This window comes from Verrucomicrobiia bacterium, from assembly GCA_035629175.1.
Lineage (GTDB): Bacteria > Verrucomicrobiota > Verrucomicrobiia > Limisphaerales > DASXHY01 > DASXHY01.
Genome location: DASPIL010000103.1, coordinates 59,425 through 75,077 on the forward strand (window position 1 = coordinate 59,425; position 15,653 = coordinate 75,077).

A 15,653-nucleotide genomic window follows, 5' to 3' on the forward strand; every position below is an offset into this window, starting at 1 on the left:
CGCCATGAATTCTGAATCTCTCGAAACTCCGAGGAACGCTGCCACGACGGCGTACGTTGTTGCCATTGCCGGCGCGTTCCTGATCGTCGCTGGCCTGGTGTGGGCGCTCCGGCATTACAACCAGGTGGAACCTGTCAATGCAGCCCGTGCTGCGGAACGCGCCCTGGCGCTCCAGGAACTTCGGGCGGCTGAGACTGATGTGCTGACGAGCGTCGCCTGGCTGGACAAGGGCAAGGGGATTGTGCGTTTGCGAGTGGACGATGCCGTTCGCCTGGTAGAGCAACGCTGGGGCAGCGACCCGGTCGCTGCACGGAAGGATTTGATCGCGCGGGTCGAGAAAGCCACAGCGGTGCCTCCTGCCGCACCCGCGCAACCCAGCCCGTTCGAGTAAGCCGTGGCCGCCTCGATGAATCCTTCGTGTTCCACCACCGTGGCCTTGGAGCCTGATCCGGCGTTGCGCCGCATCGATGCGTCCGTCTCGGCACCATTGATAGCGCTGTTTTATGGGAGCGCCATCTGGCTGGTGCTGGGTTCAATCTTCGGCCTGCTCGCATCCATCAAGTTTCACGGACCAAACTTCCTGGCGAATTGCGAATGGCTGACCTACGGGAGGCTGTATCCCGCTGCAACGAACGCGCTGCTTTACGGATTTGCGATTCCAGCGGGGCTTGGGGTGGGTTTGTGGATCATCGCAAGGGTCGGCCGAATTTCTGCAGTGCAGCCCGCGGTCATGGTTTTGGGCGCCAAACTCTGGCACCTGGGTGTCCTGATTGGCTTAATCCAGATTTTTGCCGGGAACACCACCGGGTTTCAAAGTCTGGAAATGCCGAAATCAGCGGCGGTGCTTCTGTTCCTCGGGTATTCGCTGGTAGCCGTTTGGACGCTGCTCACGCTGCACGCGAGAACCGTCAGGGCCTTGACTCCAGCCCAATGGTTTCTGATTGCGGCGCTCTACTGGTTCCCGTGGATTTTCTCGACCGCACACCTGTTGCTGACGATGTTCCCTGTTCGCGGAGTGACGCAGTCGGTGGTGGCGTGGTGGTTCGCCGCCAACCTGCATATTGTCTGGTTGGGACTTGTCGGACTCGCTGCGATTTTCCACTTCATTCCAACATTGATGAATCGCGCCCTGCACAGCGATTACCTGGCGTACTTCACTTTCTGGACCATCATCCTGTTCGGTGGATGGTGTGGCATCCCGAGCACGGCTCCGCTGCCCGCATGGATGCCCGCGCTCAGCACCATAGCAACCGTTCTCACACTGGTCACAGTCCTGTCGGTGGTCGTGAATGTGTATCGCACGTGCGGACGCGGCTGTGCGCAAAGTGAGAATCCGGCTCCAGGCAAGTTCATTGCGTTTGGCGCAATGGCGTTCGTCGTTGCGTGGTTGATGAACGTTGCCGTGGCGCTGACTGAACTGACGCCGTTCCTGCACTTCACGTGGTTTACATTCGCACAGTCGCACCTCAACGTTTTCGGGTTCTTCAGCCTCACGATGATTGGCGCCATTTATTACATCGTGCCTCGTGCCACGGGCGTTGCCTGGCCATGCGCAAATCGAATCCGGGCAAATTATTGGCTGGCGGCCATTGGAACGGTTCTATACGCCGGGCCGCTCGCGATCGGCGGGATCGTTCAGGGGGTCAAAATGAGCAATCCCGAAACCGGGTTCGGAGCTGTGAGCCGCGCCTACCTCATGCCGCTGCGCATCAGCTCGATCGGTGAAATCCTGATCCTCACCGCGAACGTGCTCCTCTTGTTTAATCTCACTTCCGTGCTCGTGCGCTTTGCAAGGCAGCAACTGCGGCCTGTGGAAACTTCCTCAACCTCGGCAACCGTTGCGGAGGTGAAATCATGAATTACGGCGCCTTGATTTTTCTGGCTGCGTTCGTCGGCATTTCCGCTTCCTGGTTTGGGTTCGTCATGACGCCTCAACTCCAATTGGGCAACGCCCGGCAGGGAACGAACACCGTGAACACGGCACAGCTCTATCCGCTCGCCCGCCCTGGACTCGCCCAGGAAGGCTTGCAGGTGTACCGCGAGAACGGCTGTGTCTACTGCCACAGCCAGCAGGTAGGGCAAACGGGAACCGAGGTGAATTACATCCTGACAGAGGCGGGAACAAACGCGGCCGCGGTGGCAGAGGCCCTCCTCAATGCGCGCCTCGGCCTGACCAATGCCAACGCGGCAGGATTGGTTGCCGGCCTTCCAAAACCTGTCTTGCGAAATGTCAATATTGCCAGCGCGAAGAAAGCCGCAAAGGCGGCTCGTGAAGCGGGTGGACAGGGGCAGGTCGAAATTGTTCCCGTAGGCTCTGACATCGAACGGGGCTGGGGCAAACGGAGATCTGTCGCTCAGGATTATCTGTATGATTATCCCGTGATGCTGGGTTCCCATCGGATTGGCCCTGACCTGGCCAATGTCGGGACGCGTTTGCCTGATCCCATGTGGCATTACAGGCATCTGTATGCTCCCCGAACGGTTGTTCCTGATTCCGCAATGCCTTCCTATCGCTTCCTGTTTGAACAGCGAAAGCTGAACCCGGGCCAGCCTATTCCTGAAGAATCCATCGCTTTGAATGCAGAAGGTGGATTGCATGACCCGGCGAAAGACAGTGCCGCGCCTGCGAGTGTATTGATTCCAAAACCAGAGGCCCGCGCACTGGTCGCTTACCTGATCAGCCTGCAAGCTTCGGCGCCGCTGTTTGAAGTTCCGCTTTCTGCTGCCGAGGCGCCCGCCGCCCCGGTCGCGACCAACGCTCCTCCTCCCGCGCAATGAGTTCCTTCGTGAAGCCAACTGAAACGACAGCGTCATCCGCGAACAAGACGCGCGGAGCTGTCGTGCCCATCTGGCTGTTTGTCCTGCTGTTCATGCTGCTCTATTGGGGAGCACTGTATTTCGATGCGAAGGGTGGATGGTTCAGCGCGAAGGTGTATGCGCCGTTCCACACTGAGGAGGAGGTTGCATCACTGCAGCCGGGCGGGGGAGGCAACGAGTTTTTCGATCTTGGAAAACAGGTTTACAACAGGCCGACATGTTCCGCGTGTCACATGCCTTCAGGCCAGGGATCGCCAGGACAGTTTCCGCCGCTCACCGGTTCGGAATGGGTGTTGGAGGAACATCCCGGGCGTTTCATTCGCCTGGTTCTCTACGGTCTGCAGGGTCCGATCACCGTCAAAGGACAGCAATTCAACAGCAGCATGGTTCCCTGGAACATGTTGAGTGACGAGGAAGTTGCCGCTGTCATCACCTACGTTCGGCAGAACAAGGAATGGGGCAATAATGCTTCAGCCGTCACGCCCGAGCAGGTGAAGGCTGTTCGAGAAAAAGTCGGCAACCGCGCCCAGCCGTTCACGGCTGCGGAGCTTCTGCAGATCGATCCCACTGAGTAAGCTGGGAACGCGGGCATGATCACGGTGATTCCGGGTGCGACGGGGTATCGCGATGGAAATGCGCAATTTCCGAACCCCTTTAACATTGAGCGGGCTGAAGCCCGGCGCTCCGTTGTCAGGCAGGGAACGTCCCATTCTTCTCGGAAGTTCTCGCTTCAATCTGATCAATCGCCCATTGGGCATGCTCCACAATCAGGGGCTCTGCATCTCGCGTTGCCTTTTTGAGAGCAGGCAACGCAGACGGATCACCGACGTTTCCAAGTGCGACGCACACGTTTCGCAACAATCCCCTCCGCTTTGTTCGTAAGATTGGTGATCCCAAGAACCGTTGCTTGAATCCCGCATTATTCAATGCCAGCAATTCCAGCAGGGCGGGAGTCTCGACCTCGGCTCGGCGATGCGGCTGCATCATGCGGCCTTGCTGTGCAAACCGATTCCACGGACACGCCGCCAGGCAATCGTCGCAACCATATATCCTGTTTCCAATTGCCGGGCGCAGTTCGATCGGGATGGAACCCTTCAGCTCGATCGTCAGATACGAAATGCAACGCCGCGCATCGAGTTTATAAGGCGCAAGGATCGCCTGCGTCGGACACGCCGTCAGGCATCGCGTACAGCTGCCGCAACGGGGTTGCTCAGGTGCATCGGGATCCAGTTTCAACGTGGTGATGATTTCCGAAAGGAAGATCCAGTTGCCGAGTTTGCGGCTGATGAGATTCGTGTGCTTGCCGGCAAATCCCAGGCCGGCCCGTTGCGCAAGGTCACGTTCCAGCAGTGGACCCGTATCGACATACCAAAGCGAACGCGTGCCGGTGTCCAGTGAGTCGATGAACGCCACCAGACTCTTCAGCGGCTCCACGAGAACGTCGTGGTAATCGGCATAGCGCGCGTATCGCGCCACTGTTCCAGCTCCACCAATGGTTTCCGCAGCGTCCGCAGGGGAACTCGAATCGGGGGCGTAGCTGATTGCGAGGCACACGACGCTCAAGGCGCCGGGCAGCACGAGCTGGGGATCAACGCGCTTGTCGGCGTTGCGCTCGATCCATGCCATTTCGCCATGACGCTGCTCATCCAGCCACTGCTGAAATTCACGCGCGTGGATGGGAGATGCGGCCGTCGTAAACTGGCATGCATCAAATCCAAGTTCCCGCGCGCGATGTCGGATGGCGTCTTCGTGTGTCACGTTTCACGATTCCACGAGTGTTCCGGGTGGGCCATGGAATAGTGATGCATCACCTGTTGCACAACTTCCTTCACGGATCTCAGTTCAGTGTTGATCAATACATCTGCCAGGCGGTATGCAGGCTCGCGGGCACTGAGAAGCGTGCGGATCCTGCCGAGCGGATCGGGATCGTGAAGCAGGGGCCTGTGCGCCTGATGCCGGACCCGTTCCCAGATTTTTTCTGGCGAAGCCCAGAGGCAGACGACGAGCGCGTGCGACTTGAGGCTGGCGAGATTGTCAGGGTTTACAGGCAGCCCGCCTCCCGTGGAAATGACATGGTGTCGCAAGTGTTCGAGATTCCTCGTGATTCCTGCTTCAAGCGCGCGAAACGACGGTTCACCATCCTCTTCGAAAATCCGCGAAATCGTCCGTCCTTCGGATGTCTCAATGAGTTGATCCGTATCGAGGAATGTGAAACCCAATTGGTGTGCCAGCACCTGGCCGACGGATGATTTTCCCGTGCCCATGAATCCGATGAGCGCGATGTTCTGGATCTGCCGCGAGTTGCTCACGAATTCTGAATAGCGGAATAAGCTTCCAAATGCGAGCAGGAGAACGGCGGGTCAGATCGCGAAGTCCAGAGGTTCCAGCGGCTGCTGCAGGTTGCGCCCGCGTTCGCAAAGATCGGCAATGGTGGTTTTCTCCATGAGGCGCACCACCGCCTCGCGCACTTCCTTCATCACGCTGCGGATCGGGCAGCGCAATTCGTCAGGACAGGTGCACTTCTCATAGAACCGTTCACTCACGCAACTCACCGGTGCCAGGGCTCCTTCAATATGCCGGACGATTGACGCCAGCTTGATTTCGTGCGGGGGGCGGGCGAGGCGATATCCGCCAGCGACGCCGCGGCGGCTCTGCACGATTCCGGCGCTCTTCAAATCGTTGAGAATCTGTTCGAGAAATCGCTTTGGAATGTTCTGCTCGTCCGAGATCGTCTGAATGCGAACCACTGGATCGGGATATCGGGATCCAAGGACCAGGAGCGCACGCAAAGCGTATTCACCTCGAACAGACAGTTTCATGAAGCAAAAACATAGAATGTACACGAGGTTGATCAACATTTAGTTTGCAATGATTGCAAGCCGCTGAAACACAACCAATTGCAAATTCATTGTAATCTCTATTGACACAGTAGAGATTGTTGCGCATTGTCACGGTGCTGCCACTGATGCGGGATGAACCCATAGCGGCAGTTAAGAATCAGATTACGATAGCCCGAACGAGGGCGTCGGTGAACGACAAGCGAACTGACATGAAACGACAATTGCCTCTTCTGTTAGCGGTCGCGGCAGGTTTTGTGGGACCTGCAGCAATGGCTGATGAAACCAGTGATTCCATCGAAGCGTTGAAACAGCAGATTCAGGCCCTGGACCAAAAGGTCCGGATTCTTGAGCGCCAGCGCGAACTCGAGGCTGAAACCGCCGCAGCCAAGCCAAAAGACACGCCGCGTCTTGCCATTGGCAATGGCGGTCTCGTGGGGAGCTCTGCTGACACCAACTTTGTGTTCAAGCTGAACGGCGTGCTCCAGGTGGACAATCGGACCTTCCTCGGTGAAAGCCACATCAAGGGAAACGACGGCTTTCTCCTTCGTCGTGCGCGTCCCATTTTTTCCGGAACAGTCTACCGCGACTTCGACTTCATGTTCGTGCCGGACTTTGGCGGTTCTTCCGTCCAGATCGTGGATGCCTACCTGAACTATCGTTATCAACCCTGGCTGCAGTTGAGGGCTGGCAAGTTCAAGGTTCCCGTCGGGCTGGAACATCTGCAGTCAGACCCGGTTACGTTCTTCAACGAGCGATCCATCGTGACGTCGCTCGTTCCGAACCGCGACATGGGATTCCAGCTTTGGGGCGATGTGGCCGCCGGACGCCTGAGCTATGCGGCTGGTGTATTCAACGGAGTTGGTGATGGACGCAGTTCGAGCAACTCGGATTTTGAGGATCATCGTGAATTTGCCGGCCGGCTTTTCGCAACCCCCTTCAAGAATTCCGATAATCGCCTCTTGTCCGGTTTGGGATTCGGCGTGGGCGGCAGCTGGGGCAATGTTTCATCGAACGTGACCGGCTTGGCGAGCGGTTACGCAACCGATGGACAGCAACAATATTTCACTTACACGAACGGCGCTGTAGCCAACGGCACGCATTGGCGCGTCTCACCCCAGGCGTACTGGTACTACGGACCGTTTGGCTTGCTGGCGGAATATGCGGTCTCTCACCAGGAAGTAAGCCGCGGCCCGCTGTCCGCCAGCCTGGAGCACAGGGCGTGGCAGATTGCCGCGGGATGGGTGCTGACCGGGGAAGATGCGACGTTCACAGGCATCAACCCGATGAAACCGTTCGACCCCCGCGCCGGCCAGTGGGGAGCGCTGCAGTTGGTCGCACGGTATGCGGAACTGGATATTGACGACGATACCTTTCCAACATTCGCGAATCCGGCGGCTTCGGCGACAGGCGCCCAATCATGGGCGATCGGACTGAATTGGTTCCTGAACAAAAACATCCGCGTGAACACGAGCTACTCGCGAACGGCCTTCGACGGCGGCGGTTCTGGGACCAGCGGCACGGGCGCTGTGACATCCCAGCCGGAGGAAGTCATTTTCTCCCGTGTTCAACTGGCATTCTAATTGATCCGAACTTCAAGCATCCAAACCATGAAACATGTATTCAACGCATTGGTCGCGGGCGCGATCCTCACAACGTCCAGCTTCGCGGCAAATTACACGCTGCTGAACGTTTCCTATGATCCCACGCGGGAATTGTATCAGGACTACAACAAAGCGTTTGCGCAGTATTGGAAGCAGAAAAGCGGCGACAACGTCACGATCCAGCAATCGCACGGCGGTTCGGGCAAACAGGCGCGCGGCGTCATCGATGGATTGCAGGCCGACGTGGTCACGCTCGCGCTCGCCTACGACATCGACGCAATTGTTGAAAAGGGAAAGCTCCTGCCCGCGGATTGGCAGAAGCGTTTGCCTCACAACAGTGCTCCTTACACGTCCACGATCGTGTTCGTGGTGCGGAAGGGGAATCCGAAAGGCATCAAGGACTGGGACGACCTCGTGAAGCCTGGCGTCGCGTTGATTCCCGCGAATCCCAAGACATCAGGCGCTGCGCGCTGGGCGTATCTGGCTGCATGGGGATTTGCGTTGAAGAAGCATGGCAATGATGAAGCCAAGGCGAAGGACTTCATCACGAAGTTCTACCGCAATGTGCCCGTTCTGGATTCAGGCGCGCGCGGTGCAACGACCACGTTCATTCAGCGCGAAATTGGCGACGTGTTGGTAGGCTGGGAAAACGAGGCTTATCTTGCGTTGAAGGAGTTCGGCGCCGACAAGTTTGAAATCATCACGCCCTCGATCAGCATCCTGGCCGAGCCAACGGTTGCCCTCGTTGACCGCGTCACGAAGAAGAAGGGAACGGAGCGCGTGGCGAAGGCATATCTGGACTACCTCTACTCGGAAGAGGCGCAGGACATCGTGGGCCGGAATTTCTACAGACCCCGCTCGGAAAAGGCCGCGGCCAAATACAAAGAGCAGTTTGCCAAAGTCGAACTCTTCACGATCGATGAAGTATTCGGGGGATGGCAGGCGGCGCAGAAGAAGCATTTTGCTGACGGCGCATTCTTCGATCAGATCCAGAAACCGTGAGGTTATTCCCGCCGAGGCCGGACCCCTCGCCCGGCAACATCATCTAAAATTTATGAAACTTCGATTCCTGACTTTTGCAGCCGCGGCATTCGCGGGATTGCTTTCGGCGAGTGGCGCAGAAACCAAGTTGCTCAACGCTTCCTTCGACATCGCACGCGAGCTGTTCAACGGCATTAATCCAGCCTTTGCAGCGCATTGGAAACGTCAGACAGGCGACACCATTTCCATCAACCAATCGCACGCGGGTTCAACCAAGCAGGCACGAGCCGTCATTGACGGGCTCGAGGCCGACGTCGTGACGTTCAACCAGGTGACCGATGTGGACGCGGTCGCGGCTCGTGGGTTGGTTGCGTCTGACTGGCGCCAACGCCTGCCGCACAACAGCTCGCCGTTCAGTTCGACCATTGTATTCCTGGTCCGCAAAGGGAACCCGAAGGGCATTCGCGATTGGGACGACCTCGTGAAGCCTGGGGTCTCCGTCATCGTTCCGAACCCCAAGACATCGGGCAACGGCCGTTACAGTTATCTGGCCGCATATGCATTCGCGTTGAAAAAATTCAACGGCAACGACGCGCGGGCGCGCGAGTTTGTGGCGGCGCTGTTCAAGAATGTTCCCATTCTCGACACAGGCGGGCGCGGAGCCACTACGAGTTTCGTGCAACGCGAAATTGGCGATGTTCTGCTGACGTTTGAGGCGGAAGTTTTTCTCACGATCCAGGAAGTGGGAAACAGCAAGTTCGATGCGGTCATTCCGTCGTACAGCATCGAAGCCGAAATGCCCGTCGCTGTGGTTGAGCGCGTGACGCAAAAGCGCGGGACGGCGAAGGCGGCCGCGGCCTATTTGGAATTCCTTTACAGCGAGGAAGCACAGGCAATCGTCGCAAAACATTATTATCGACCCCGGTCTGAGAAAGCTCTTCAGGCATCCGGCCAGTTCAAGAAGCTCGAGCTGTTTTCCGCCGAGAAGGTGCTGGGGGATTGGGCGGCTATTCAGAAGACGCACTTCTCCGAAGGCGGCGTGTTCGACAAAATCTACCAGCGCAAGCAGTGATCCGGCTGCTGGCGGCATCGGACGATCCGCCGCGCGGTGCCGGGTCGGACTCCGCGCGGCGATTCACAAAAGCGTTTATTCGCCAGATGCATTGATTCCTGAATTTGCCTGAAGTAAAGTCCGCCCCGAATCGGATCGGATCGACCACGAGACTCACGCCCTGAGACGACTATTGCATGGCTGCGAAAAAATTTAACGCGTTGCCCGGGTTTGGCCTTACCATGGGCATTACGCTGTTTTTTCTCGGAACCATCGTGCTGATTCCGTTTGCCGGATTGATCATTCGCACGTGCGGTTTGTCCTGGACTGATTTCTGGCATCTTGCAACCACGGATCGCGCGATGGCGGCATACCGCCTGACCTTTGGCGCGTCGCTGGTCGCAGCACTGGCAAATGCGGTTTTCGGAACGCTGCTGGCGTGGGTGCTGGTTCGCTACGAGTTTCCCGGAAGGCGGTTCATTGATGCGATGGTTGATTTTCCATTCGCTCTGCCGACTGCCGTAGCTGGTTTGACCCTCGCGAATCTCTTCGCCGCGAACGGGTGGCTTGGCAAATTTCTCGTGCCGCTGGGAATCAAGGGGGCGTTCACGCCTTTGGGGGTCGTGATCGCGTTGACGTTTGTGGGCCTGCCATTCGTCGTGAGAACCTTGCAACCTGTGCTTGAACAGTTTGAACGTGAAGTCGAGGAGGCGTCGGCAACCCTCGGTGCGGGGCGGCTCCGAACCTTCATCAGCATCATTGCCCCGACACTGTTTCCGGCGGTGCTGACCGGGTTCACGCTGGCGTTTGCGCGAGCGATTGGTGAATACGGATCGATCGTATTCATTTCCGGCAATCTCCCGTTCAAGACGGAGATCGCGCCCTATCTCATTGTGATGCGCCTTGAAGAATACGATTACACGGGAGCAATCGCACTCTCGGTGGTGCTGTTGATATTCTCTTTCGTGCTGCTCGCCGTCATCAACCTGGTTGAGCAGTGGGCCAATCGTTTTCAGCATTGATATGGCCGGAATCGTCACCCGAAAGATCGCCGCCTCGCGCCAGCAATCACAGCGCGGCACGGAGGAATCTCCGCTGGTGAAGTGGACGCTCATCAGCCTGGCCCTCGTGTTCTGCCTGATTTTCCTGCTGCTTCCGCTGGCCAACGTCTTCGTCCAGGCGCTTGCGAAGGGCTGGAGTTACTATTGGGATGCGCTGACGAATCCCGATTCATGGGCTGCGATTCGCCTCACGCTGACGGTTGCGCTGATCAGTGTGCCGATCAATGTGGTGTTCGGCCTCGCGGCTTCCTGGGCGATAGCGAAGTTCAAGTTCCGCGGCCGATCGCTCCTGATCACGCTCATTGACCTGCCGTTCTCGGTATCGCCAGTGGTCGCGGGATTGATGTTCGTGGTTCTGTTCGGCCTGCAGGGTTACTTCGGCCAATGGCTCGATGAAAGGAACATAAAGATCATTTTTGCCGTGCCGGGAATTGTTCTCGCCACGGTCTTCGTCACTTTTCCATTCGTCGCCCGTGAATTGATTCCCGTAATGCAGGCGACGGGAACGGAACAGGAGCAGGCAGCGCTGAGTCTTGGCGCCAACGGCTGGCAGACCTTCTGGTTCGTAACCTTGCCTTCCGTGAAGTGGGGTTTGATTTATGGCGTCATTCTTTGCAATGCGCGCGCCATGGGTGAGTTCGGCGCTGTTTCAGTGGTATCGGGCCATATCACGGGATTGACCGATACGATGCCGCTGAGGGTCGAGAAACTTTATAACGAGTACAACGCTCCCGCGGCATTCGCCATTGCCAGCGTACTGGCGCTGCTCGCCTTGATCACGCTTGCCGTCAAGACACTGCTCGAGTGGAGGCAGGCCCGGGAATATGAACGCACACAGCAGGCTCCGGTGGATCCGGCCGAAATGGATACCGACTTTATAGCGCGCGAGAATTTGAAATGAGCATCGAACTGAAAAACGTTACCAAGCAATTCGGCGAAGTGGCGGCCGTCCGAGACGTCAGCTTTTCAGTCACCGAGGGCGAACTCATGGCGCTGCTGGGACCGAGTGGCGGTGGCAAGACGACTGTGCTCCGGATGATTGCTGGCTTGGAAATGCCGACGTCTGGCGACGTTTTCATCCGGGGCCAGCGCGTGAACAACCTGTCCGTTCAGGAGCGCAACATCGGCTTTGTGTTTCAGAATTATGCGTTGTTCAAGAACATGAACGTGTTCAAGAACATCGCTTTCGGGCTGCGCATCAAGAAATGGAAGAAGACCGATATTCAGGCGCGCGTGGAGGAACTCGTCCAGTTGTTTGGAATCCAGGGACTCGAGAAACGGTATCCACACCAGCTTTCCGGCGGCCAGCGGCAGCGCGTCGCCATCGCACGCGCGCTGGCGTCCAAGCCGAGCGTGCTTCTGCTCGACGAGCCGTTTGGCGCTGTCGATGCAAAGATCCGCCAGGAACTGCGCGAGTGGCTGGTCTCGCTGCATCATGATCTCAACGTCACGACCATCTTTGTCACGCACGACCAGGAAGAGGCGCTCGAGGTTTCAAATCGCATCGTCATCTTCTCCCGCGGCCGCCTCGAACAGGTGGGAACGCCGCGCGAAGTGTACGAGCAACCTGCGAACGAAACCGTTGCGCGTTTCATTGGCGTCATGAACGTGCTCGACGCGGAGGTGCAGGGCGGGGTTGCGCGTGTCAGCGAACTGCAGTTCCCCGCTCATGGAAGCCCCGACGGGACGCGGCTGCGCATCGGATTCCGCCCGTATGCAGTTCAAATTTCCACCGACCTGTCGCTTTACCCGTATCGCGCCGTGCTGCGGCACACGTTCTTTCTCGGGATCATGTTGCGGCTGGAGTTCGAACTCGAATCGGGCCTGCTTCTCCGCAGCCGCATGACGAAGGAGGAATACGCGCAGCTCGGACTTGACGAGGGCCGCGAGGTGTCCTTGCAAATCAGGAATTATCGGGTCCTTGCGGCGGAGAGTTCGCCGCTCACGCCCGAGAACGAAATCACATACCAGCCGCCGCCCTCGATCGCAGAGAACATCTGAGCTCGGAAACAGAACAATCCTTCATCAGGAGCGCATTGCTCGAACAACCGCTTCGGCAACCTGGCTCACGCTGATGCTGTTCATGCAGCGGAAATCGATCGGGCACTTGCGAAGAAAGCAGGGGGAGCAGGGCACATTGGAAACGAGGAATTGGTGCTGCGAATCACCGGGTAATCCGGGGCCTGTCAACTCCGCCGAAGTGCTGCCGAAAGGAACCACGACACGCGTGCCTACCGCCGCGGCCACATGCATCGGGCCTGTATCGTTGGTCAGTGCCACATCGCAGAGTTTGAGCACGGCACAAAGCTCCCGCAGCGATGTGCGCCCTGCGAGACAATCAGATGGAATTCGAGCCGCCCTCAGTGACGACTGAATGGATGTCGCTAGGGGAACATCGGCTGGCCCTCCCAAAATCAACCATCGGCAGCCTGTCTTTGCAGCAATCTCTTTTGCCGCCGCGATGAAGCGTTCGGCCGGCCACCGCTTGGCGGGGCCATATTCAGCACCCGCGTTCAGCGCGCATAGCGGAACGAGGGAACCATCCAGGCCGAATTTTTCCGCGGTATTTCTCAGTTCTTCGCCGCCGATACAAATCTCGGGCGCGAGTGGTTCCGTATTCGCGCCCAGCGCGCCGACCAGATGGAGGTAGTCGTGTATTTGATGACGGAACTGCCCCTTTTGAGCCGTTCGAATGATGCGGCCCGGCATGGCGATGAGGCGTCGAATTTCGGCTGGAGTTCGTTTCCGCATGCGCATGGTCCCGGGATCGTGCGGCACTGCTATCGTCAACAGCAGCTTTCGCAGCCCTCTCGCATATCCCGCGCGCGACGGAATGCCCGCGAGCCAGACCTCCAGGGCCGATCGCATCGAGTTGGGCAAAACCACACCAAGGTCGTATGCGCCGGCTCTGAGCTGGCGCGCGGCCCGTGCGAGGCTTCCCGGCTTGAAGCTCACCACTTCATTGATCGCGTTGTGGTGCAACCAAATGTCCTGGAGCTTTTCCGCGGTAAACAACGTGATGTGTGCTGCGGGGAATCGTTCCCGCAGCCGCTGCAATGCCGGCGTGGTCATTATCGCGTCGCCAAGCCAGTTGACTCCGCGGACCAGAATCCTCCCTGGCGAATGTGGAATCGCGTGAGCCTTCGTGTTCAAGTTTGGTTTGACTGCGCGGCGACGGCGGCTTTGCGCGCACGCTTCAGCTTTCGCCGCCGAGTTTCCTTCCATCGATCATGAACCCAGAACCAGTTTGCCGGATCACGCCGCACGCCAGCTTCCAATGCCCGGTTTACGTCGTTCATGATGGCTTCGACCGTCCGCGGCTTTTCGCCGTCATGGGTCGCGATCAAATCGCCGACTTCGATTCTCCAGTGCGCGAGGCCAACTCGGTAGCAGATGCTTGTATAAAGTGGGCATCGGTAGCGCAGCGCGAAGACAGCAGGCGCGACGGACGTGGAACATTCCTGGCCGAGGAAGGGGAGGCGCACGCCAGCGCGTCCTGCGTTCTGATCGCAAAGCAATCCCAACAGCAGTCCCTTCCCATTCATTGCCTCGCGCAGTGCGTCGCTGTCGGATCGCCGCTCGAAGAACAGGCAGCCGGACCGCTCGCGCATTGATTTCAACAACTTGTCCAGGGAAGGCTGCGGAAGGCCGCGATAGGTGGTGGCGCAGGTGACTTCCGGAACGAAATCCTTGAAACGAACGTATAATTCAAAGTTTCCAAAATGCCCGATGGCCACAACCCGATTCGGGGGCCGCCCCGTTGCGGTTTTGGAACGGATTTTCTCGGCGCCAATCAAATCGAAATGCGGCTTCAGTTCCTCGTGGGTCATGACCGCAGTCCTCGCTGAACAGGCGAAGTTCTCACCGATGCGCCGGAAATTCTCCCGCGCCACGGCGCGCAACTCGGCCGCGGATTTTTCGCGCCCGAAGCAAAGGTGCAGGTTGCTCAGCGCGACCTTCCGATGCCGGGCATCAAGCCAATACGCCAGCATCCCAACACTGCGTCCCAATCGTGCCACGATCATCAACGGGAGCGATTGGATCAGCGCCAGGAGCATCCGCGCGACCCAGTAGAGAATCGAGTCCATGGTCAACGGAAGCAGATGCGGCGGACGCAATCGCGAAAGTCATCGGCGCCGCTGACGATCTTGATTTCAACCCGCATGAAATAGAAGGGCAGGTCGCGACGATCAATTTTGGGAAAGCGAACGGCATCCTTCTGGGTTGTGATGATGATTTCGGCCTGCCGCTTCTTGCTGCGATTGATCGCGTTCAGGATTTCCTGCTGCGTGAATCGATGATGATCTGCGAAGCGCTTTGAGTAGACGAGTTCCGCGCCGAGCTTCACCAGGCTTTGCTCAAAGCTTTCGGGTTGTGCGATCCCGCTCAATGAAGCGACTTTGCGACCCTTGATGAAGTCGATGTCCACTTGTTTTCCGGTAAACACGTCCTCCAGATAAAGCGGGTGATGGACGCACTCGATCACGCCTGCGTCGGGATTCAGTTCGGCAATGCGCTTCCGCAGGTCCGCGGTTCGTCCGTCGCTTTTTGTGATGAAGATCGTGCTGGCCCGCGCGAGGTGCGATGGCGGTTCGCGCAAGGTGCCGCGCGGCAGGAGCCGTTCGTTGCCAAACGGTTGCTGGCAATCGATCAACACGATGTCCTGGCGCCTGCCTGCCAGTTTCCAGTATTGAAAACCGTCGTCGAGCAGCAGTGTGTCGCATCCAAACTTTTCAATCGCGTACCGGCCTGCCTTCACGCGGTCCTTGTCGACGAGCACGACGACATCCTTCAGGTTGGAAGCCAGCATGTACGGTTCATCGCCCGCCGACTCGGAATCGAGCAGCAGCGATTTTCCGTCCGAAACGACGCGTGGCGGGGTGGTGTCTTCGCGGAGAAGGATTTTGTTCAGCAACCTTTCATGGATGGGTTTGGGGCGTGAGCGGTAACCGCGGGAAAGAATCGCAACGGTGCGGCCCTGATCCTGCAGTTCACGCGCGAATTTCTCGACCACGGGCGTTTTTCCCGTGCCGCCCACGGTGAGATTGCCAATGGCGATCACCTGCACACCGAGGGTGGAATCGCGCAGGATGCGCATATTGTACAGGAAACGGCGCATTTTGACCGCCACCTGGAACACTTTGGAAAGAGTGTACAGCGCGAAACGAACGAGCGAGGCCACCCAGCCCCGCCGTTCTTCAAAAATAACTTCCAGGACGAATGTCTCCACGGACTCCGTCCATTCCCGCCACGTCTCGCGCATGTCCGACAGAGTGTGCCTGCGTGGAAGGTGTGGGAAAAG

The 15,653-nt window shown here is 58.1% G+C and carries 16 protein-coding genes; 10 read left to right on the forward strand and 6 right to left on the reverse strand.

The annotated features are described in order from the left end of the window. The first annotated feature begins 4 nt into the window (after nt 1-4). Genes VEH04_18730 through VEH04_18745 form a run of 4 tightly spaced genes read left to right on the forward strand, consistent with a single transcriptional unit; the run spans nt 5 to nt 3,392 of the window. Nucleotides 5-391 (forward strand): hypothetical protein, encoded by a 387-nt coding sequence (locus VEH04_18730; protein HYG24808.1) that lies wholly within the window; start codon nt 5-7, stop codon nt 389-391. 15 nt (nt 392-406) lie between these two features. Then, a complete protein-coding gene (locus tag VEH04_18735; protein ID HYG24809.1) occupies nt 407-1,858 on the forward strand; it encodes a cbb3-type cytochrome c oxidase subunit I in 1,452 nt (483 codons plus the stop codon). Next, entirely contained in the window at nt 1,855-2,778 is a 924-nt protein-coding gene (locus VEH04_18740; protein ID HYG24810.1) for a cbb3-type cytochrome c oxidase subunit II, read from the forward strand. The genes VEH04_18735 and VEH04_18740 overlap by 4 nt, the downstream gene beginning before the upstream one ends. A gap of 8 nt (nt 2,779-2,786) precedes the next feature. Continuing rightward, entirely contained in the window at nt 2,787-3,392 is a 606-nt protein-coding gene (locus VEH04_18745; protein HYG24811.1) for a cytochrome c, read from the forward strand. A 115-nt stretch (nt 3,393-3,507) separates the two neighbouring features. Here the strand turns inward: VEH04_18745 and queG are convergent, their stop codons facing one another. From queG to VEH04_18760, 3 genes are read right to left on the reverse strand one after another with little or no spacing between them, the layout of a single operon-like run. Beyond that, nucleotides 3,508-4,575, reverse strand: a complete 1,068-nt coding sequence (gene queG / locus VEH04_18750; protein HYG24812.1) for a tRNA epoxyqueuosine(34) reductase QueG — start codon at nt 4,573-4,575, stop codon at nt 3,508-3,510. After that, complete coding sequence (locus tag VEH04_18755; GenBank protein ID HYG24813.1) at nt 4,572-5,126, reverse strand: shikimate kinase; 555 nt, start codon at nt 5,124-5,126, stop codon at nt 4,572-4,574. Before VEH04_18755 ends, queG begins: the two co-directional genes overlap by 4 nt. Before the next feature lie 51 nt (nt 5,127-5,177). Further along, nucleotides 5,178-5,636 (reverse strand): Rrf2 family transcriptional regulator, encoded by a 459-nt coding sequence (locus VEH04_18760; GenBank protein HYG24814.1) that lies wholly within the window; start codon nt 5,634-5,636, stop codon nt 5,178-5,180. A 230-nt stretch (nt 5,637-5,866) separates the two neighbouring features. Between VEH04_18760 and VEH04_18765 the strand changes: the two genes are divergently transcribed. The 6 genes from VEH04_18765 to VEH04_18790 all read left to right on the forward strand — a co-directional run bounded on the left by VEH04_18765 (nt 5,867) and on the right by VEH04_18790 (nt 12,352). Continuing rightward, complete coding sequence (locus VEH04_18765; GenBank protein HYG24815.1) at nt 5,867-7,237, forward strand: porin; 1,371 nt, start codon at nt 5,867-5,869, stop codon at nt 7,235-7,237. Nucleotides 7,238-7,264: 27 nt separating this feature from the next. Further along, nucleotides 7,265-8,260, forward strand: coding sequence for a sulfate ABC transporter substrate-binding protein (locus tag VEH04_18770; protein ID HYG24816.1), 996 nt, complete (start codon nt 7,265-7,267; stop codon nt 8,258-8,260). Nucleotides 8,261-8,312: 52 nt separating this feature from the next. Then, nucleotides 8,313-9,311 carry a sulfate ABC transporter substrate-binding protein gene (locus VEH04_18775; GenBank protein ID HYG24817.1) on the forward strand — a complete coding sequence of 333 codons (999 nt, stop codon included), beginning with the start codon at nt 8,313-8,315 and terminating at the stop codon, nt 9,309-9,311. Nucleotides 9,312-9,487: 176 nt separating this feature from the next. Then, on the forward strand, nt 9,488-10,312 hold the full coding sequence (gene cysT, locus VEH04_18780; protein HYG24818.1) for a sulfate ABC transporter permease subunit CysT: 825 nt from the start codon (nt 9,488-9,490) through the stop codon (nt 10,310-10,312). 1 nt (nt 10,313) lies between these two features. Beyond that, complete coding sequence (gene cysW, locus VEH04_18785) at nt 10,314-11,252, forward strand: sulfate ABC transporter permease subunit CysW (GenBank protein HYG24819.1); 939 nt, start codon at nt 10,314-10,316, stop codon at nt 11,250-11,252. After that, entirely contained in the window at nt 11,249-12,352 is a 1,104-nt protein-coding gene (locus VEH04_18790) for an ABC transporter ATP-binding protein (GenBank protein ID HYG24820.1), read from the forward strand. The genes cysW and VEH04_18790 overlap by 4 nt, the downstream gene beginning before the upstream one ends. Nucleotides 12,353-12,376: 24 nt before the next feature. On the opposite strand, the gene waaF is transcribed toward VEH04_18790, so the two are convergent. The 3 genes from waaF to lpxK are packed head-to-tail and all read right to left on the reverse strand — an operon-like array spanning nt 12,377 to nt 15,614. Next, nucleotides 12,377-13,576: a lipopolysaccharide heptosyltransferase II gene (waaF, locus tag VEH04_18795; GenBank protein ID HYG24821.1), complete on the reverse strand. Its 1,200-nt coding sequence runs from the start codon at nt 13,574-13,576 to the stop codon at nt 12,377-12,379. Next, nucleotides 13,501-14,439 carry a hypothetical protein gene (locus tag VEH04_18800; protein ID HYG24822.1) on the reverse strand — a complete coding sequence of 313 codons (939 nt, stop codon included), beginning with the start codon at nt 14,437-14,439 and terminating at the stop codon, nt 13,501-13,503. Before VEH04_18800 ends, waaF begins: the two co-directional genes overlap by 76 nt. 2 nt (nt 14,440-14,441) lie before the next feature. After that, complete coding sequence (lpxK, locus tag VEH04_18805; protein HYG24823.1) at nt 14,442-15,614, reverse strand: tetraacyldisaccharide 4'-kinase; 1,173 nt, start codon at nt 15,612-15,614, stop codon at nt 14,442-14,444. Nucleotides 15,615-15,653 lie beyond the last annotated feature (39 nt).